This is a genomic window from Streptomyces sp. DSM 116793 (genome assembly GCF_057320905.1).
On sequence record NZ_CM170494.1, the window covers coordinates 780,813 to 799,191 of the forward strand.

The 18,379-nt window shown below is 74.5% G+C and carries 14 protein-coding genes; 3 read left to right on the forward strand and 11 right to left on the reverse strand.

Annotated features, from left to right (window positions below):
* Positions 1–30 precede the first annotated feature (30 nt).
* The 7 genes from cobA to ACSMXW_RS03440 all read right to left on the reverse strand — a co-directional run bounded on the left by cobA (position 31) and on the right by ACSMXW_RS03440 (position 11,626).
* The gene (gene cobA / locus ACSMXW_RS03410) at positions 31–1,263 is read right to left on the reverse strand and encodes a uroporphyrinogen-III C-methyltransferase (protein ID WP_485803933.1); all 1,233 of its coding nucleotides are present in this window, start codon (positions 1,261–1,263) and stop codon (positions 31–33) included.
* Between the two features lie 571 nt (positions 1,264–1,834).
* Complete coding sequence (gene cobT / locus ACSMXW_RS03415) at positions 1,835–6,112, reverse strand: nicotinate-nucleotide--dimethylbenzimidazole phosphoribosyltransferase (RefSeq protein WP_485803934.1); 4,278 nt, start codon at positions 6,110–6,112, stop codon at positions 1,835–1,837.
* 497 nt (positions 6,113–6,609) lie between these two features.
* Positions 6,610–7,821: a precorrin-6y C5,15-methyltransferase (decarboxylating) subunit CbiE gene (gene cbiE / locus ACSMXW_RS03420; protein ID WP_485803935.1), complete on the reverse strand. Its 1,212-nt coding sequence runs from the start codon at positions 7,819–7,821 to the stop codon at positions 6,610–6,612.
* A gap of 198 nt (positions 7,822–8,019) precedes the next feature.
* A complete protein-coding gene (locus tag ACSMXW_RS03425) occupies positions 8,020–8,667 on the reverse strand; it encodes a GNAT family N-acetyltransferase (protein ID WP_485803936.1) in 648 nt (215 codons plus the stop codon).
* A 178-nt stretch (positions 8,668–8,845) separates the two neighbouring features.
* The gene (locus ACSMXW_RS03430) at positions 8,846–9,676 is read right to left on the reverse strand and encodes a MetQ/NlpA family ABC transporter substrate-binding protein (RefSeq protein ID WP_485803937.1); all 831 of its coding nucleotides are present in this window, start codon (positions 9,674–9,676) and stop codon (positions 8,846–8,848) included.
* Between the two features lie 154 nt (positions 9,677–9,830).
* Positions 9,831–10,595, reverse strand: a complete 765-nt coding sequence (locus tag ACSMXW_RS03435; protein WP_485803939.1) for a methionine ABC transporter permease — start codon at positions 10,593–10,595, stop codon at positions 9,831–9,833.
* Positions 10,592–11,626 (reverse strand): methionine ABC transporter ATP-binding protein, encoded by a 1,035-nt coding sequence (locus ACSMXW_RS03440; protein ID WP_485803940.1) that lies wholly within the window; start codon positions 11,624–11,626, stop codon positions 10,592–10,594. Before ACSMXW_RS03440 ends, ACSMXW_RS03435 begins: the two co-directional genes overlap by 4 nt.
* A gap of 627 nt (positions 11,627–12,253) precedes the next feature.
* Between ACSMXW_RS03440 and ACSMXW_RS03445 the strand changes: the two genes are divergently transcribed.
* A complete protein-coding gene (locus ACSMXW_RS03445; RefSeq protein ID WP_485803941.1) occupies positions 12,254–12,613 on the forward strand; it encodes a hypothetical protein in 360 nt (119 codons plus the stop codon).
* 1 nt (position 12,614) lies between these two features.
* Positions 12,615–13,067 (forward strand): hypothetical protein, encoded by a 453-nt coding sequence (locus ACSMXW_RS03450; RefSeq protein WP_485803943.1) that lies wholly within the window; start codon positions 12,615–12,617, stop codon positions 13,065–13,067.
* 54 nt (positions 13,068–13,121) lie between these two features.
* Here ACSMXW_RS03450 and ACSMXW_RS03455 read toward each other — a convergent pair whose 3' ends face one another.
* The 3 genes from ACSMXW_RS03455 to ACSMXW_RS03465 all read right to left on the reverse strand — a co-directional run bounded on the left by ACSMXW_RS03455 (position 13,122) and on the right by ACSMXW_RS03465 (position 15,616).
* Complete coding sequence (locus tag ACSMXW_RS03455; protein ID WP_485807763.1) at positions 13,122–13,625, reverse strand: GNAT family N-acetyltransferase; 504 nt, start codon at positions 13,623–13,625, stop codon at positions 13,122–13,124.
* Positions 13,626–13,665: 40 nt separating this feature from the next.
* Positions 13,666–14,286: an RNA polymerase sigma factor gene (locus ACSMXW_RS03460; RefSeq protein ID WP_485803944.1), complete on the reverse strand. Its 621-nt coding sequence runs from the start codon at positions 14,284–14,286 to the stop codon at positions 13,666–13,668.
* A gap of 154 nt (positions 14,287–14,440) precedes the next feature.
* Complete coding sequence (locus ACSMXW_RS03465) at positions 14,441–15,616, reverse strand: glycerophosphodiester phosphodiesterase (RefSeq protein WP_485803945.1); 1,176 nt, start codon at positions 15,614–15,616, stop codon at positions 14,441–14,443.
* Positions 15,617–15,998: 382 nt separating this feature from the next.
* Here ACSMXW_RS03465 and ACSMXW_RS03470 point away from each other — a divergent pair, with 382 nt between their 5' ends.
* The gene (locus ACSMXW_RS03470; RefSeq protein ID WP_485803947.1) at positions 15,999–16,673 is read left to right on the forward strand and encodes a lysophospholipid acyltransferase family protein; all 675 of its coding nucleotides are present in this window, start codon (positions 15,999–16,001) and stop codon (positions 16,671–16,673) included.
* Positions 16,674–16,824: 151 nt separating this feature from the next.
* On the opposite strand, the gene argH is transcribed toward ACSMXW_RS03470, so the two are convergent.
* Entirely contained in the window at positions 16,825–18,252 is a 1,428-nt protein-coding gene (gene argH, locus ACSMXW_RS03475; RefSeq protein ID WP_485803949.1) for an argininosuccinate lyase, read from the reverse strand.
* Between the last annotated feature and the right edge of the window lie 127 nt (positions 18,253–18,379).

Sequence of the window (18,379 nt, forward strand, 5' to 3'; positions counted from 1 at the left end):
CGGCGGGCCCGGCGGCCTCGGGGGGTGTGCTCATGCCGGGGTGTCCGGACCGATCCGCACCACGGGGCCGATGACGATGACCGCGGGCGGCTTGACCCGCTCGGTCCTGACGACGTCCGCCACGGTGCCGAGGGTGGCGTCGACGCGGCGCTGGGTGGCGGTGGTGCCTTCCTGCACCAGTGCCACGGGCGTGTCCGCGGGCCTGCCATGGGCGATCAGGGCGGCCGCGATGCTGCCGATCTTGTCGACGCCCATCAGCACGACCAGCGTGCCGCGCAGTGCGGCGAGCGCCTTCCAGTCGACCAGGGACCGCTCGTCATCCGGCGCGACATGCCCGCTGACCACGGTGAACTCATGCGCGACGCCCCGGTGGGTGACCGGGATGCCCGCAGCGCCCGGCACGGAGATGGTGCTGGAGATCCCGGGCACGACGGTGCAGGTGATGCCCGCGGCGGCGAGTGCCTGCACCTCCTCCATGCCCCGGCCGAACACGAACGGATCGCCGCCCTTCAGCCGGACCACCGCCTTGCCGGCCTTGGCGTGCTCGATCAGGGCGTTGTTGATGGCCTCCTGGGCCATGAACCTGCCGTACGGGATCTTGGCGGCGTCGATCACCTCGACGTGCGGGGGCAGTTCGTCCAGCAGGTCGCGGGGGCCGAGGCGGTCGGCGATGACGACGTCCGCCTCGGCGAGCAGCCGCCGGCCGCGCACCGTGATCAGCTCGGGGTCGCCCGGGCCGCCGCCGACCAGGGCGACGCCGGGGGTGCGGGCGCGGTGCTGGCGGGCGACGAGCGAACCGTCGCGGAGCCCCTCCACGATCGCGTCGCGGACGGCCGCGGTGCGGCGCGGGTCGCGGTCGTGCAGCGTGGCGCTGAGCACCGCGACCGAGACGCCGGCGCCACGGCCGGTGGCCGGGGTCAGGGCGCTCGCGGCCTCGGCGTCGTCAGCGCGCACGCACCACACGCGCTCCCTCTCGCCCTCGGCCGACGCAGCGGCGTTGGCCTCGGGGTCACTGGTGGCGATCAGGGCGTACCAGGCGCCCGCGAGGTCTCCCTCTGCGTACCGGCGGCGCTCCCAGCGGAGCTCGCCGCGCTCGGCCATGGCCTCCACCGAGGGGGTGGCGGACGGCGAGACGAGGACGACGTCGGCGCCGGCGGCGAGCAGGGCGGGCAGGCGGCGCTGGGCCACCTGGCCGGCGCCGAGGACGACGGTGCGCCGGCCGGTCAGGCGGAGACCGACGGGATAGGCGGGGTGTTCGGACATGACTGTGCGGGGCTCCTTGAGGAGGTTGCGGTCCACGATACGGCGCGGGATCAGGCGGCCTCGTCGCCGCGTCGGGGGCCGGGGCCACCCGCGGACCCCGGAGCGGGGCGGGCGGCCGGTCACACAGGCGGGATCGGGTCCGTACCAGCCCGGAGAGCGACCCGGGTCCGTACGGGCCCGGGGAGCGCCCGGGGAGCGGGGCGTACGGTCCGGGCGCGGGGCGGGTGCCCGCGCGCCCCCTGCTCTGGCTGGGGAGGCCACCCCGGCGGCCCGCGGACCGACCGGCCCCGACTGCTCGGGCCCCCGCCGGGAGCGATTCCCCCTGGCGCGGATCCCGAACGGAGCTCGGGTGCCCCTGCCCGAAAGCCCTGTGCCGGGGCCAGGGGCGTGGGTCCCGGCCGGGGCCCTGCCCTGCCCGAAGGCGTCGCCCCTGCCCGCGGGCCAGAACCCTGGCCGGGGCCTTGGCCGGGGCCTTGGCCGGGGCCTTGGCCGGGGCCCCTGGTCCTGGCCAGGGCCCCCGGCCAAGGGCTCGTGCCAGACCAGGAGCCCATGCCCGGACCGAGGTGCTGCGCTATTTCTCGGTCACGCCCGCCGAGTCGAACGTGGCCACCTCGTGCATGGCGCGGGCCGCGCTCTGGATCAGCGGGAGGGCCAGGAGGGCACCGGTGCCCTCGCCGAGGCGCAGGTCCAGGTCGACCAGGGGGCGCAGGCCGAGCTTGGTGAGCGCCACCACGTGGCCCGGTTCGGCGCTGCGGTGGCCCGCGATGCAGGCGGCCAGCACCTCGGGGGCGATGGCGCGGGCGGCCAGCGCGGCGGCGCCGGCGCTCACGCCGTCCAGGACGACGGGAGTGCGCAGGGACGCGCCGCCCAGCAGCAGGCCGACCATCGCCGCGTGCTCCAGGCCGCCGACCGCGGCCAGCACCCCTATGGGGTCGGCCGGATCCGGCTGGTGGAGCTCAAGGGCGCGGCGCACCACCTCGGTCTTCAGGGAGAGCGTCTCGTCGTTGATGCCGGTGCCCCGGCCGGTGACCTCCGCGGGCTCCGCGCCGGTGAAGACGGCGATGAGGGCGGCCGAGACCGTGGTGTTGGCGATGCCCATCTCACCGGTGAGCAGCGCCTTGTTGCCGGCCGCGACCAGGTCGCGGGCGGTCTCGATGCCGACCTCGATGGCGGCCTTGACCTCCTCGCGGGTGAGCGCCGGCCCCGTGGTCATGTCGCCGGTGCCGGCGCGCACCTTGCGGGGCAGGAGGCCGGGCGTGGCGGGCAGGTCGGAGGCCACGCCCACGTCGACGACGCACACCTCGGCGCCGACCTGGTTGGCGAAGGCGTTGCACACCGCTCCCCCGCTCAGGAAGTTGGCCACCATCTGGCCGGTGACCTCCTGCGGCCAGGGGGTGACGCCCTGGGCGTGCACGCCGTGGTCGCCCGCGAAGACGGCGACGACCGCCGGTTCGGGAATGGGCGGCGGGCACATCCGGGACAGTCCGGAGAGCTGGGCGGAAATGATCTCCAGCATGCCGAGCGCCCCGGACGGCTTGGTCATCCGCTTCTGCCGCTCCCAGGCCTCGCCGAGTGCCTTGGCGTCCAGCGGGCGGATCCCGGCGATGGTCTCGGAGAGCAGGTCGTGCGGCTCCGACCCGGGCAGGGCGCGGCGCCCGTACGTCTCCTCGTGCACCGCCCAGGACAGCGGGCGCCGCTTGGACCAGCCGGCCTGCGCCAGCTCGGGCTCGGCGGGAAACTCGTCGACGTAGCCGACGCACAGATACGCGACGACGTTCAGGTGCTCGGGCAGGCCGAGCGCGCGCACCATCTCGCGCTCGTCGAAGAAGCTGACCCAGCCGACCCCCAGGCCCTCGGCGCGCGCCGCCAGCCACAGGTTCTCGACGGCCAGCGCCGAGGAGTACGGCGCCATCTGGGGCTGGGTGTGGCGGCCGAGGGTGTGCCTGCCGCCCCGGGTCGGGTCGGCCGTGACGACGATGTTCACGGGCGTGTCGAGGATCGCCTCGATCTTCAGCTCCCGGAACGCCTTGGCCCGCCCCTTGGGCAGCGACTTGGCGTACACCTCGCGCTGCCGCATGGCCAGTTCGTGCATGGTGCGCCGGGTTTCCGCGCTGCGGATCACGACGAAGTCCCAGGGCTGGGAGTGGCCGACGCTGGGCGCGGCGTGCGCGGCCTCCAGGACGCGCAGCAGCACATCGGGCGGGATGGGGTCGTCGCGGAAGCCGTTGCGGATGTCCCGGCGCTCGCGCATCACCCGCAGGACGGCCTCGCGCTCGGCGTCGGCGTACCCGGCCGCCGGGGGCCCCTGGTGGGCCGGCTCGGGACGGGACGGCTGCTCCGCGTCGTCCGCCGCGGGAGCGTCGGCGCCAGGCTCGGCCGGGCCCTCCTGCGGGGCGGGCTCCACGAGGGCGCCCACGGCGTCGGCGCCCTCCGGTTCGACAGTGGCGGCGCCCTCCGGCTCGACAGTGGCGGCGCCCTCCGGCTCCTCGCCCGTGCCGCTCTCCGGCCCGTCGGGGCCGGCCGGCGACTTCGCCGGGGCGGTGGCCGTGCCGGGGCCGGCCGCTTCCGGAACGGGATCCTCCGTGCCGGTCGCCGCCTCCCCGGCCGTGGCCGCGGCGTCGGCGGACAGAGCGTCGACCGGTACGCCGTCGAGGGTCGGTCCGTCGGCCCGTGCGGCGTCGAGCGGCGGCACCGGCTGGGGGTGGTCGCCGTCGCGGGGGGCCGGCACGGTGGGCCGGGCGTCACCGGAGGCGTCCACCGCGGACGCGTCCCTCACGTCCACGTCAGCTCCGGCCGTGTCCGTGGCTTCCTGGTCCTGTGCCACGGCAGGGTCCGGGTGCGGCTGTGCGGCCGTGAGCTGCGCTTCGGGGACGACGGTGACGTCCCCGGCACCGCTCGGGTCGCCCTGCGGCCCGGCCGGCGCGTCAGGCGCGTCCGGTCCGGCGGCAGCGTCCGGTGCCGGGTCCGACGCGGGGACGCCGGGGGCGGCCACGTCCGCGGACTCCGCTGCCTCGGGGGTCTCCGCCACCGCCGGGGCCCCGGCACCGGCCGGCACGGCCCCGGGTGCGTCGCCCTCGGGCTGCACGGCATCGGCGGTCTGGTCGCCCGCGGGGGTGTCCTCGGCCACGGTGCCGCCGATCGGCTCGTCCGGCAGGGCCCCCTCGGGCGGGAGACCGTCTCCGGGCCCTCCGGTGCCTCCGGTGCCTCCGGTGCCTTCGGTCTCGGTGGCGGCCGGGTCGCCGGCCGCCGCGTACGGGTCGGGCACGGCCTCGGGGGCGGGCCCGGCGCCGGTCATGTCCCCGCCGGCGGACGGGGGCTGCTCCGCGGCGGCGCCGTGCGCACCGGTCGCCCCGGCCTCCGGCCCGGGCACGCCGTCCCGCATGGCGTGTCCCTCGGCCGCGGTGCCGAAGGCGAGGGCCTCCGCGGTGTCGGCGGGCGGCTGCGGGAACGTCAGGGCGTGCGGGGGCGTCGGCGCCAGGTGCGGGGTGGTCGGCACGGACCCGGCCACCGGTACGAACTGCCCGACCGGCTGGGCTGCGTCGCCGGCCGCGGCGTACGCCCCGGAGGCGTGCGGAAGGGGGCCCGGGTGGGCGGCGGGCAGGGGCTGCCCGGCACCGTCCAGGGCACCCATTGCCTGCTCCGCGGGATACGGGACGGCGTCCTGCACGCCGTAGGCCGGACCGGCCCCGGACGCGGCGTCGTGCGGCGCATGCGGGTCCTGGAGAACGTGCGGGGCCTGGTGCGCAGGTGCGTCCTGGAGCGCGTGCGGGTCCTGGGTGCCCTCCGGGTGGCCCGCGCCCGGCCCCGGGTGACCGGAGGCGTCCGGATGGCCCGTGCCGTCGGCCGGCCCGCCCACGGCGGACTGCTCACCGGTGTGGCCCGTGCCGTCCTGGAGCGCCGGGCCCTCCGTGTAGGGCGGCACCGCGCCGTCCCCGTAGGCGTACCCGCCGGCCTGGGTCTCGGTGCCGGGGGCTTGAGCGGTGGTCAGGGCCTCCTCGCCGGTGGCCGGCGGCTCCGGCTGCGCCTGGCCGACGGGCTCGGCGGGGCCGTCCTCGGGGTAGGGCGACCAGGGGGCGCCGCCGTGTGGCGGGAGGGCACCGAGCTGGGGCCCGGCCTGGGTGGGGTCGTCGAGGGGTGTGTCCAGGTACTCGGGGCCCGCCGGGACGGGTGCGGGGCGGGGCGCCGGGGCGCTGGCCGGGCCGCGGTCGGCGAGCGTGCGCACCAGGGTCGAGGAGGCGTCGGGGACGGGCGGCCCGAGGCGCAACGGGCGCCGCGCGGCGGCCTGCTGGGGCGCCGGGGCGGGGGCGCCGCCGGGGGCAACGGTGTCATGGCCGGGCGCTCCGTACGGCGTCGGCTCGCCCGTGGTCGGCTGCTGCGCGACACCGGCGGACGCCTGAGCGCCGTGGACGGGGGCGCCGCCGCCCGGTTCGCCGTCCTGGGTGCCGGGAGCGGCGGACGGCGGGGCCGCCTCGTGGCCGGTGCCTGCCGAGACCGTCTCCTGCTGGACGGCGCCTGCACCGGCCGCCCCGCCCTGGGCCACCGGGGCCGGGTGCGGAACCTGCTCGGCGTGGCCGCCCGGGGCGCCCGCGGGCGCCGGCTCGGGGTACGCCGCGGGGACGTGCGTCTGGCCCTCCTTCCAGGCGCTCTGGGCGCCGGGCATCAGCAGCATGTCGTCGTCGGCATGGTGATTCTCAGAGGGCACGGAGGGCACGGAGGGGTCGACATAGGGGTGGGCGTCCGCGGTGTGGCCGCCGTGCTGGACTTCCGGGCCCGGGGCGGGTCCGGAAGCAACCCCGTTGCCTGCGTTCTCCGGCAGTCCCTCGGCCGGGATCTGGCCGGTCTCGGTCATGCGTACCCCTCGCCCATCGGTTAGTGCTTCCTCGACGGTCCCCGCGCCGCGGCCGGGGGCGCCCGGAGCGGCGCACGTCCGCCCGCCATGGAGAACGAGCGTGCCCGCCGCGCGGCACGAACACCCGGGGGCGACGCCCCTCGTGGGCGTGCCCCGTTCCGTCCGCCGTCGCGGCCTGACTCCGCCACGGCCCGCTGTGGATCGCGCCCGGGCGCGTCCTTTGTTCCACCGCAGGACATGCGCCCTTGCACGCCCTGTGACCCGGCCCGGGACGTGTTCCGTCACACGGCCCCGTGACCCGCCGTACCACACGCGTCCCCAAAACGGTTCCGTTGTCCGGACATTGAGCGACGACATCGCAGAACACCCGAATGCAGTACATCGGTCGGCCAGCCTACCTCGCGACGGGCGGGCACGGGATCACGGGGCGGGCGGGTTCCGGCCTTCGCCCGGGGTGGTGCCCGGCGGGGTGCACCGGAGCCCGTGCGGGCCGGGCGTCAGCGGCCGGTGTCGCGGCGTTCCTGGAGGATGCCGCAGATCAGGAAGGCGACGCTGCGTTCGCTCTCGGTCCAGGCGCGGGTGTCGAGTTCGACGGACTGGAGCAGGGAGCACTCGACGTCGTAGCCGTGTTCCATGAGGTCCCGGCCGATGAGTTCGGCCTCGTCGCGGGTGGCGGCGTGGGTGACGATGCGCTCGGGACGGCGGTCGGCGACGGCGGACACCACGGGCGCTCCACCGCCCGCGACGCGGACGACGTCGGGCTCGGGGAGGCTCTCCAGGATGTGCGGCGCGGTGCCGTGCACGACCTGGAGGTGGACGCCGAAGCGGCGTGCGGTGGCGGTGGTGCGGGCGCAGGCGTCCGCGTCCCGGTCGACGGCGATGACGGCGGCGCCGAACCGTCCGGCCTCCGCGCTCAGGGCGCCGCTGCCGGAGCCGATGTCCCACACGAGGTCGCCCACCCGGGGGCCGAGCCGGGCGAGTTGGGCGGCGCGCAGCGGGGCGCTGTCGCCCTCGTGCAGGTCGCCGCCGTAGACGGCGCCGGGCAGCGCCCAGCCGCGTGCGGGGCCGGGCTCGCGGCCCGCGATCCAGCCGGTCTCGCCGGTGGCCGCGGCGCCGACGACGATGACGACGTTGGGGTCGCGCCAGGTGTGGTCGGCGGCCTTGTCGGAGGTGACGACGGTGACCTGTTCGCGTTCCGTGCCGAGTTCCTCGCAGATCACGAAGGTACGGTGCACGCCCTCCAGGAGCAGGCCGAGTTCGGCGGGGCCCGCCCCCGGCGAGGTGAGCACGGCGGTCTTGGCGTGCGCCCGGCACACGTTCACGGCCCTGCGCAGGGTGCGGGGGTGGGCGACCACGACCTGGGCGTCGTCCCAGGGCATACCGGCCCGTGCGAAGGCCGCGGCCACGGACGAGACGGCGGGCACCACCTCCACCTCCAGGCCGAACTCGGGGGCGCGCAGGGTGCGTACCACGCCGAAGAAGCCGGGGTCGCCGTCCGCGAGGACGACGGCGGTGCCGCGGTGGGCGGCGATCCGGCGGGCGGCGAGGGCCACGCTGCCGAGCCGGATGCGTTCCGCGCCCGCGGGTGTTTCGGGGAGCGCCAGGTGGTGGGCGGCGCCGGCCACGAGGGTGGCGGCGGACAGTGCCGAGCGCGCTGCGTCCGTCAGCGGCGATCCGTCCCAGCCGATCACCGTGACCCGGTCGGCCATTCTCGTCAGTCTCCTGGGGGGTTGTCGCAGGTCGTCAGGGGCTGCCGCGGCGGGGTGCCCCGGGCTCTCGGCCTCGGGCGAGGCACCGTGAGCGTACCTGGTGACTCCGCAGGGACGTGCCGCGGTCCGGCCGGGCGCGGGCCGGGGAGCGGTCGGTCCCCACCGTGGGTGCCCCGTCGGTCCGGGCGGAGCGGGCGGTCAGTTCCAGTCGGAGTAGGTGGAGAAGCCGCCGTGGTCGGCGAGGTGTTCCGGGACGCCCTCCAGGTCCTCGGGGAGGAGGCTCCACACGATGAGGTCGGTGCGCACGTCGGTCCAGCGGCCGTCCTCGGTTCTGGTGCGGGCTATCCAGGCGCCTCTGAGCACGCCCTCGCTGATGCAGCCGATCTTCTGGGCGACCTGCTGGGCCGCGGTGTTGTCGGCGGCGGTGCGCAGCTCCAGGCGTTCGAACTTCTGGTCGTGGAACAGCCATTGCGCGGTCGCGAACAGGGCCTCCGAGGCGTAGCCCTCGCCGCGGGCCCAGGGCGCGATGATGTAGGTCACCTCCGCGGAGCGCACCCGCCAGTCGGTGTGGTGCAGGTGCACCACACCGACCAGGCGCTGGGTGAGGAACTCCGCGACGGCGAGCACCAGGCCCCGGCCCTCGGCGCGCAGTGCGGGCGCCTCGCGGGTGATCAGGGCACGGGCGTCCTGCTCGGTGTAGGGCACGGGCACCGGGGTCCAGGTGGTGACCAGCTCGTCGTTCATCATCTCGGTGAAGGCCTGGACGTCGGCGTCGTCGAGCGGGCGCAGCACCAGCCGCTCCGTGCTGATGGAGATGTCGGGGAACCCGGGAAAGGGTGTCGTCATGCGCCGCTCCGTAACCATCATCGGGAACCTTCAGGCCTGTCGAGTGCCCCAGCATGCAGCATCGCGGCCGGCCGGCGCACCACGGGGGTGGCGTCGGCGGCCGGTGTCCGCGCACGCCGGAGCCCCGGGCGCCGCTTCCGTGCGCGGGCGTCCGGGGCCGGCGGGACGGCTGCGGCGGTCAGAACGCGGGCACGACGGCGCCCTTGTACGTGTCCTCTATGAACTTCTTCACCTGCGGCGACGTCAGCAGCTTGGCGAGCCTTCGAACCCGGGGGTCGTCCTCGTTGCCCTTCTTCACGGCGAGGAAGTTGGCGTACGGGTTGTTCTCGGCGCTCTCCGCGGCGATGGCGTCCTTGGCGGGGCTGAGGTGGGCCTCCAGGGCGTAGTTGCCGTTGATCACCGCGGCGTCCACGTCGTCCAGGGAGCGGGGCACCTGGGCGGCCTCCAGCTCCTTGAACTGCAGGTGCTTGGGGTTGTCGGCGATGTCCTTGGGGGTGGCCTCCAGGCCGGCGCCGCTCTTGAGCTCGATGAGGCCCTGCGTGGCCAGCAGCTTCAGGGCGCGGGCCTCGTTGGTGGTGTCGTTCGGCAGGGAGACGGTGGCGCCGTCCTTCAGCGCCGCCGGCTTCTTGACGCTCTTGGAGTAGACGCCGAGCGGTTCCAGGTGCACGGTGCCGCCGGGGACGGGCACAACGTCGGTGCCGTTCTTCTTGTTGAAGTCGTCCAGGTACGGCTTGTGCTGGAAGTAGTTGGCGTCGACGGAGCCGTCCTGGGTGGCCGTGTTGGGCGTGACGTAGTCCGTGAACTCCTTGACCTCGAGCTTGAGGCCGGCCTTCTTGGCGAGGTGGTCCCTGACGTAGTTCAGGATCTCGGCGTGCGGGGTGGGCGAGGCGGCCACGACGAGCGGCGCGTCCGCGCCGTCCTCGGCCGAGCCGGAACCGCAGGCGGCGAGCCCGAGGGTGAGGGCTCCCGCGGTCAGGGCGACAGTGGTGATCTTGATGAAGTGACGCACGAAAAGTGCCTTTCTGCACGGTGCGTCCCCGCAGGGGTGTGCGGGGACGTTTTCCGGAGTGGGCGCCCGGTCCTGTCGGGTGCCCGGTCCTGTCGGACCCCGGTCTTTCGGATTCCCGGTCTGCCGGCGGGTGCCCCTGAGGGCTGGTTGGCCGTCAGGGATGCCGGCCGTCCCCCACCGCCTCGACGGCGTGGGAGGTGTCCCCGGCGGCCGGCGCGGCGGTGCGCAGCAGCCGCAGCCGGGGGGCGGGCCCCGTCTGGCCGCCGCGGCGGTGCAGCCGGCGGGCGGCGCAGTCCCCGGCGAACTGGATGACGGAGATCACCACGGCCAGGATCGCCACGGTGATCCACATCAGTCCGGTCTCGAAACGCTGGTAGCCGTAGCGGACCGCGATGTCACCGAGGCCTCCGGCGCCGACGGTGCCGGCCATCGCCGAGTAGCCGATGAGGGCGACGACGGTGGTGGTGGCGCCGGAGATCAGCGAGGGCAGCGACTCGGGCACCAGGACGCTGCGGATCACCTTCCAGGTACTGCCGCCCATCGCCTGCACGGCCTCGACGAGTCCGCCGTCCACCTCGCGGACGGAGGTCTCCACGAGCCGGGCGTAGAAGGGGATGGCGCCGATGGCCAGCGGAACGATGGCGGCCTCGCGGCCGATGGTGGTGCCGGTGATCCACCGGGTGAAGCCCATCAGCGCCACCATCAGGATGATGAACGGCATCGAGCGTGCGATGTTCACGACCTGCCCGAGCACCTTGTTCACCAGGGCGTTCGCCAGGAGACCGGCGCGGTCGGTGAGGACGAGCAGGATGCCCAGCGGAAGCCCGCCGACGACGGCGATCAGAGTGGACCAGCCGACCATGTAGAGCGTGTCGCCGCACGCCTGGGACAGCAGCGGCTGCATCTCGGACCAGGTCACTTGGCGCCCTCCTCGGCACGCGGGGCCGGCCGGCCCTGGACCTCGACGCCCAGGCCCTGTTCGCGCAGGAAGCCGATCGGCACGACGTTCTCCTCGTAGCGGCCGGGCAGCTCCATGCGCATCCGGCCGACCTGCGTGCCGCCGACGGTGTCCACCGCGGCGCCGAGGATCGAGATGTCGATGTTGTAGGTGCGGGACAGCTGGGAGACGACGGGCCTCGTGGCGGCCTCACCGTGGAACGTGACGTCCACCACGGTGCGGTCGCCGGCGGAGGTGTCGCCGTTCACCGGGAAGAGCGCGCGGGCCAGGTGGGAGCCGGGTGTGCCGAGGAGTTCCGCGACGGTGCCCGACTCCACGATCCGGCCGTTCTCCATCAGGGCGGCCGAGTCGCAGACGGTCTTGACGACGTCCATCTCGTGCGTGATGAGCAGCACGGTGAGGCCGAGCCTGCGGTTGAGGTCGCGCAGCAGCCCCAGGATGGAGCGGGTGGTCTCCGGGTCGAGGGCGCTGGTCGCCTCGTCGGAGAGCAGCACCTTCGGGTCGCCGGCGAGGGCGCGGGCGATGCCCACGCGCTGCTTCTGGCCGCCGGAGAGCTGCGCGGGGTAGGCCCTGGCCCGGTCGGCGAGGCCGACGAGTTCGAGCAGGTCGCGGGCCTTGGTGGCGCGTGCCCTGCGGGAGTGGCCGAGGATCTCCAGCGGCAGTTCGACGTTGTCCTGGACGGTGCGCGACGACAGCAGGTGGAAGTGCTGGAACACCATGCCGATGCGGCTGCGCGCCGCGCGCAGTTCCCGGCCGGCGCGCCGGCCGCGCCCCGCGAGCGCGGTGAGGTCCTGGCCGGCGACGGTCACGGTGCCGGAGGTGGGCCGCTCCAGGAGGTTGACACAGCGGATGAGCGAGGACTTTCCGGCGCCGCTGCGGCCGATGACGCCGTACACCTCGCCTTCGCGGACATGGAGGTCGACGCCGTCGAGAGCGGTGATCTCTCGGCCGCGTGAGCGGTAGACCTTGGTGAGGCCTGTGGTGGTGATCACGTGGAGTCCGTCATCGTCGGGTGCCGCGGCGCTCGGTGGACGCCGGGCACGGGGGATGCAGGGCGGAATCGGGCGGGGCACGGCGCGGCCCAGGGGCGCCCGGGGCGGCGGCGGTGTGTGCCCTGCCCGGGACGCGCCGTGCGGGGCACCGGCGATGGGCCGGGCGCGCGGCGTGCCGGGGTCTCGCTTCGGGGCGCGAGCGTCAGTGCGGTGCTGGGCCCTCAGAGGGCGCACATTCGGCACCGACAACGAGCACCGGGCGTCGTGATCGCCTCGGTCGCGGAACGGCGGCTGCTCGTCGTGGTCATGCGCCCCAGTAAAGCAGACGGGCCACGGCGCGCTTCAGGGGTGGGCGGCCCCGGTGCCCCCGGGGCCGCGTCCCTGTCCGACGGTGCCCTGGGGGTGTCCCCGTGTCCGACGGTGCCCCCGTGGGGGCGCGTGGAACCGCGCGACCAGCCATCCACCCACCGGCCGGTGGCCGGGACACGGCAGAAACCGCCCCTTCAGACCGGTGACGTCCCGCGGCCATCGCGGGGGCCGGTCGCGCAGATCCCCGCGCCCCTCCGGGGGCACCGGCGAGCGGGGGCTGGGACACGGGGCCGCACGGCCCCGTAATAAGGTCGCCGCATGCTTGATGCCCTGACGATCGTGCTCGCCGTGTGCGCGATCGTGCTCGCGGCCTGGTGCGGCCTCGCGGCCTACCGGGACCAGCCCACCAAGGACTGGCACTTCATCGGCATGGCCGTGGTCGCCCTGCTGGCCACGGTGCAGCTCGTCGTGGGCATCGTCCAGCTGGCACGGGGCGGGAAGCCGGAGCAGGGCACGGTGATCTTCGTGGCCTATCTGCTGGGCGCGTTCGCCTGCACCCCCGCCGCGGCCTTCATGTCGCTGGCGGAACGCACCCGCTGGGGCTCGGCGACCGTCGCGGCCGGGGGCGTGGTGCTCGCCGTGCTCGAACTGCGGCTGTACGACATCTGGGGAGGCTGAGGTGGCGGTGACCGATCGGAAGCGGGCGGGCGCCCCGCGGACCCGGCTGATCAGCGGGCCGGGCATGCTGCTGGTGTGGCTGTACGGGGTGATGGTGGTCGGTGCGGTGTCCCGCTCGGTCGTCCAGATCTGCACGGACTTCCAGCACGCGCCGCTGGCCTACTCCCTGTCGGCGGTCGCGGGGGTGGTGTACGGCTTCATCACCTACTCGCTGGTGCGCGGCGGCGAGCGGGCGCGCAGGGCGGCGCAGGTGTGCTGCGCCGCCGAGCTCGCCGGTGTGCTCGTCGTGGGCACCTGGACGCTGCTGGATCCCTCGGCGTTCCCGGATGCCACGGTCTGGTCGGACTACGGCATCGGATACCTCTTCATCCCCGTGATCCTGCCGGTCACCGCCATGATGTGGCTGCGCAGGGCAGCCCGCTCGGTCGGCTCCGCCCAGGGGACGTCCGCCTGAGGCGTCAGACGCCGGACGCGTCAGCCGCCGGGCCCGCGTCGGGCACCGGGCGCCTCAGGCGCTGGCCACGTACGCGGGGGTCTGCGGGTCCTTCGTCAGGGTGATGAGGGTGAGCGCGTCGTCGATCCGCTGCGTGCCGGCGGGCGCGTAGCCGTGCCGCCGGTAGAGCCGGATGTTGTGCTCGCTGCGGTGGCCGGTGAAGAGCTGGAAGCGCCGGACGTCGCCGTCGGCACGCAACTGCTCCTCGATGGCGGAGAGCAGCCGCCCCCCGAGGCCGTGCCGCTGCATCCGGGGGTGCACGATGAGCTTGCCGATGTGGGCGACGCCCTCGTCGTCGATGCTGCCCCGTACCGAGGCCACCACCTCGGGCCCGAGCCGCGCCACGAGCACCCGGCCGCGGGTGAGCTCCTCCTTCAGCGCGTCGAGCGTCTGGGTGAGCGGCTCGATGGTGTAGTCGCCGTACAGCTCGGCCTCGCTCTGGTAACAGAGGTACTGCAGTTTGAGGATCTGCTCCGCGTCCTGCTGGTCCGCCGCAGAGATGGTCACGCTCATGCCCATGTGTGCATGCCTCTCGCTCACCTGTTCCGCCGGTTGTCCATCAGTGCTTTCCCCGTCGGCCCGGAACTGCAACCTCCGCGGTGAGCATTCTGCGCAGGCATCCCAGGCATCGGGAACGCTCCGGCCCCAGGCTGCCCTGTGAGATACCCAACTGTCCTGCGATTTCCCGGTAGGTGGGGTCCTGGGGTGACAGGAGTGCCGTCACGACGGTGGCGCAGCGGCCGGGCAGCCGGCGCACCGCGGCGCGCAGCGCACGGCGCCGCAGCGCGGCGATGACCTGAGGTTCGGTGCCGCGCCAGGAGGCGTCGGCGGGCTCCGCCGGGTATCCGGAGGACCGGCGGGCGGTACGGCGGCAGCGGCGCGCCTCCGAGCGGACCGCGCGGCGCAGCCAGCGCGCCGGGTCGTTCGGGGGCCCCGCCGTGTGCAGCAGTTCGAGCAGCCGCAGCCACACGGCCTGCTCCAGATCGCCCGGCTCGGCACCCGCCGCGGGCGCCTCGGCCGCGGCCTCGGCGGCGAGCAGCGGGCGCAGGTCGTCGATGAGTGCGGTGGCGGTGTCACGGCCGGCGGGCCGGGGGTCACCGGAGCCGGCGGGGCGGGCCGTGCCGGCGCCGGCGGGGTGCGGCGCGCCAGGGCCGGCCGTGCGGGATGTCGTGCTGTCCATGCCGGGCGTGACGCGGCCGCCCCGGTCCTGGTTGCCGGGACGGCCGCTCTGTCACTCGCCCGCGGGGCGCGGGGCCCCGGCCGTTGACGCCGTGCGAGCCCGTGTTCGCTGTGGCGCGCCGCGACGTCCCGGCCGTGGCCGCCGTCCGGAGCCGTCAGCCGGCCACGAAGTCCTCGCGGGCGAGCAGGGCCGTGTCGGCGTTGTCGGAGAAGATGCCGTCGATACCGGTCTCGAAGTACCTGCGGAAGGCGCCGAAGGCGTCGCCGTAGGCGTTGGGGTCGGTGCCCCTGCGGTAGTCGGCGGGCAGGAACGTGTTCTCGTTGCGCATCGTGTAGGGGTGCAGGATCAGCCCGGCGGCGTGTGCGTCGCGGACCAGCGTGGTCGGCGAGGTCAGCTTGCCGCTGGAGTCCTTGGGGATGATCAGGTCGAGCGTGGGCCCGATGCCCTGCGCGAACGACGCGATCCACCGCAGGCCCGCGGGCTCGACCAGGTCGTCGACGGTGCGCGGGTCACCCGCGGCGACGAAGTCCCAGGGGCGGGTGCCCGCGGCGTCCAGCAGCACGATGCCCGGCGAGTCGACGAGCCTGGTCAGCCGCTGGATGCTGGTGGGCTCGAAGGACTGCAGGATGAGCGGGGAGTCCGCCCGGTCCCGGCGGTACTTGCGGAGCAGCCGCGCCAGCAGGTTCTCGACGTCGAAGCCGAGGCCCCGGAAGTAGGTCGGGTGCTTGGTCTCCACGTACAGCCACACCGGCCGGCCGCGCCTCGTGCCCTGCCGGTCGGCCCACTGCAGGACCTCCTCGTAGGTGGGCACCGCCCAGCGGCCGTTGTACAGGGTGTTGTCCGGGCGGTTGGCGGGGATGCGCTCGATCGCACGCAGGGTCTTGAGCTCGGCGAGGGTGAAGTCCTCGGTGAACCAGCCGGTGAGCTTGGTGCCGTCCACCGTCTTGGTGGTCTTGCGGTCGGCGAACTCGGGGTGCTGGGCGACGTCCGTAGTGGCGGAGATGTCGTTCTCGTGACGGCATACCAGGTGGCCGTCCTTGGTGGGCACCACGTCCTGCTCGACGATGTGCGCCCCGAGGTCCAGGGCGTGCTGGTAGGAGCCGAGGGTGTGCTCGGGGCGGTATCCCGCCGTGCCGCGGTGGCCGATGACGGTGACCGCCGGCAGGTCGAGTCCGTGCCCGTGGCCGGTGCCGCCGGAGCGCTCGGCGGCCCGAGCCGCCTGGGGCAGGCCGGCGACGGCTCCGCCCGCGCCGAGGACCGCCGCGCCGAGGACCGTCCGCCGGCCCGGTCCCGTTCCCGGTCGCTGCTCGTTCGACGCCTGCTTCGCCATGGGCATTCCTCCTGGTGTGCTGCCGTGTCGGGGCTGCGCTCCGGCCCTGCCGGTCCGGCCGGCCGGACCGACCGATCGTAGGTGCCGGGGAGTGACGGAGGGGAGACCTGAGACGGAACGGACGGCTGATGTCAGGTGGCCGGCGCCGGCAGGAGCGCCTGCCCGCGGCACCCGTGCGCACCCTCTCGGCCTGCGCACCTGGGCGGTGTCGCCGCGCTGTGCGGGATGTGGGGGACTCCCGGCCGCCGTGTGCCGGGCGGGTATCCGCCCGGTGGCCGATGTGCAATCGTCACGGCGTCCCGAGTATCGTCCTCACCTGCGGAGACTTCCGCAACGAGTGCACCAGGCGCAGCAGTCGATTCCCTTGACCACGGAGGGCCCGTTGTCCCGTTTCGCGTTCATCAAGGCAGTGCTCGGACCGGTGATGCGCCTGATGTTCCGGCCACGGGTGGAGGGCGCCGAGCACATTCCCGCCTCGGGTCCGGTGATCATGGCGGGCAACCACCTCACCTTCATCGACTCGATCGTGCTGCCGGTCGTCTGCGACCGCCAGGTGTTCTTCATCGGCAAGGACGAGTACGTCACGGGCAAGGGCCTGAAGGGCCGTCTGATGGCGTGGTTCTTCACCGGGGTCGGCATGATCCCGGTGGACCGGGACGGCGCGAGCGGCGGGGTGGCCGCGCTGATGACGGGCCGGCGGGTACTGGAGGAGGGCCGGATGTTCGGCATCTACCCGGAGGGCACCCGCTCCCCCGACGGCCGGCTCTACCGGGGCCGTACGGGCATCGCCCGTCTGACGCTGATGACCGGTGCGCCGGTGGTGCCGTTCGCGGTGATCGGCACCGACAAGCTCCAGCCGGGCGGCACCGGCATGCCCCGGCCGGGCCGGGTGACGGTCCGGTTCGGCGCTCCGATGGAGTTCTCCCGTTACGAGGGCATGGACCGCGACCGCTATGTGCTGCGCGCCGTGACCGACTCGGTGATGACGGAGGTCATGCGGCTGTCGGGCCAGGAGTACGTGGACATGTACGCCACCAAGGCGAAGTCGGCCGCGTGACGTCGCGCCGGTGACACGGCACCGGTGACCGGCATCGGTGACACGCATCGGTGACGCCAGGTCGGTCGGTGGCACCAGGTCGACGGCACCGCAGCGGTGGCACCGCACGGTGGGCCGGCGCCGTGCCGGCCCACCGCTCCGCCGGGTGCCGTCAGCGCCTGGCGTCGGCCCACGCCCGCTGGACGGCCAGGTCGGCCTTGACCTCGGTGAGCTGGGCCGCCACCGCCGAGGGGGCGGTGCCCCCACGGGCGCTCCGGGACGCGAGGGCGCCGGGCACGTCGAGGACGGCGCGGACGCCGGGCGTCAGGTGCGGGGAGATCTTGGCGAACTGCTCGTCGGTGAGCTGGTCGAGCTCGATGCCCAGCGTCTCGCACTCCTTGACGCACTCCCCCGCCACCTCGTGTGCGACGCGGAACGGCACGCCCTGCCGGACCAGCCACTCGGCGATGTCGGTGGCGAGCGAGAAGCCCGCCGGGGCGAGTTCCGCCATGCGTTCGCGGTTGACGGTGAGGGTGGCCATCATGCCGGTGAAGGCGGGCAGCAGCACCTCCAGCTGGTCGCAGGAGTCGAAGACGGGTTCCTTGTCCTCCTGCAGGTCGCGGTTGTAGGCGAGCGGGAGCGCCTTGAGGGTGGCGAGCAGGCCGGTGAGGTTGCCGATCAGCCGTCCCGACTTGCCGCGCGCCAGCTCGGCGATGTCGGGGTTCTTCTTCTGCGGCATGATCGACGAGCCCGTGGAGAAGGAGTCGTGGAGGGTGACGAAGGAGAACTCCTTCGTGTTCCAGATGATGACCTCCTCCGCGATCCGGGAGAGGTCGACGCCGATCATCGCGGTGATGAAGGCGAACTCGGCGGCGAAGTCACGCGCGGCGGTGCCGTCGATGGAGTTGGCGGCGCTGCCGCCCTCGAAGCCCAGGTCCTCGGCGACCGCCTCCGGGTCGAGTCCCAGGGAGGAGCCGGCCAGGGCGCCCGAGCCGTACGGCGAGACGGCCGTGCGCTCGTCCCACTGCCGCAGCCGCTCCGCGTCCCGCGACAGGGCCTGCACATGCGCCAGCACGTGGTGGGCGAAGAGCACCGGCTGCGCGTGCTGGAGGTGGGTACGGCCGGGCATGGCGACGTCCGGGTGGGCCTCGGCGAGCCCCACCAGCGCCTCCTGGAGGTCGGTGATCAGGCCGCCGATGATGCGGGCGTGGTCGCGCAGGTACATCCGGAAGAGCGTGGCCACCTGGTCGTTCCGCGACCGCCCCGCGCGCAGCTTGCCACCGAGATCGGGGCCGAGGCGCTCCAGCAGGCCGCGCTCCAGGGCGGTGTGCACGTCCTCGTCGGCGACGGTGCCCGTGAACGAGCCGTCCGCGACGTCGGCCGCGAGTCGGTCCAGGCCCTGAAGCATCCGTTCCAGCTCGTCCTCGGTGAGCAGTCCCGCCCGGTGCAGCACACGCGCGTGCGCCCGCGAGCCCGCGATGTCGTACGGAGCGAGCCGCCAGTCGAAGTGGACGGAGGCCGAGAGCCGGGCCAGGGCCTCGGCGGGGCCGTCGGCGAACCGGCCGCCCCAGAGCCGGACGTCACCCTTGTTGCTGCTCACTGCGGTTGCTCCTTGCGTCCTGCGGGTCGGGTGCCACGGCCCGCGGCATACGGGCGAGGCGTCGATGTGCGACCGCCTCCCCGCGGTCGGGCGGGGAGGCGGTGTTCAGACTATGGCGTGGCCGGCG

Bases quoted from the DNA above. Each gene is read 5' to 3' on its own strand.
- cobA (WP_485803933.1), bottom strand. From the start codon at position 1,263: ATGTCCGAACACCCCGCCTATCCCGTCGGTCTCCGCCTGACCGGCCGG.
- cobT (WP_485803934.1), bottom strand. From the start codon at position 6,112: ATGACCGAGACCGGCCAGATCCCGGCCGAGGGACTGCCGGAGAACGCA.
- cbiE (WP_485803935.1), bottom strand. From the start codon at position 7,821: ATGGCCGACCGGGTCACGGTGATCGGCTGGGACGGATCGCCGCTGACG.
- ACSMXW_RS03425 (WP_485803936.1), bottom strand. From the start codon at position 8,667: ATGACGACACCCTTTCCCGGGTTCCCCGACATCTCCATCAGCACGGAG.
- ACSMXW_RS03445 (WP_485803941.1), top strand. From the start codon at position 12,254: ATGCTTGATGCCCTGACGATCGTGCTCGCCGTGTGCGCGATCGTGCTC.
- ACSMXW_RS03455 (WP_485807763.1), bottom strand. From the start codon at position 13,625: ATGGGCATGAGCGTGACCATCTCTGCGGCGGACCAGCAGGACGCGGAG.
- ACSMXW_RS03460 (WP_485803944.1), bottom strand. From the start codon at position 14,286: ATGGACAGCACGACATCCCGCACGGCCGGCCCTGGCGCGCCGCACCCC.
- ACSMXW_RS03465 (WP_485803945.1), bottom strand. From the start codon at position 15,616: ATGGCGAAGCAGGCGTCGAACGAGCAGCGACCGGGAACGGGACCGGGC.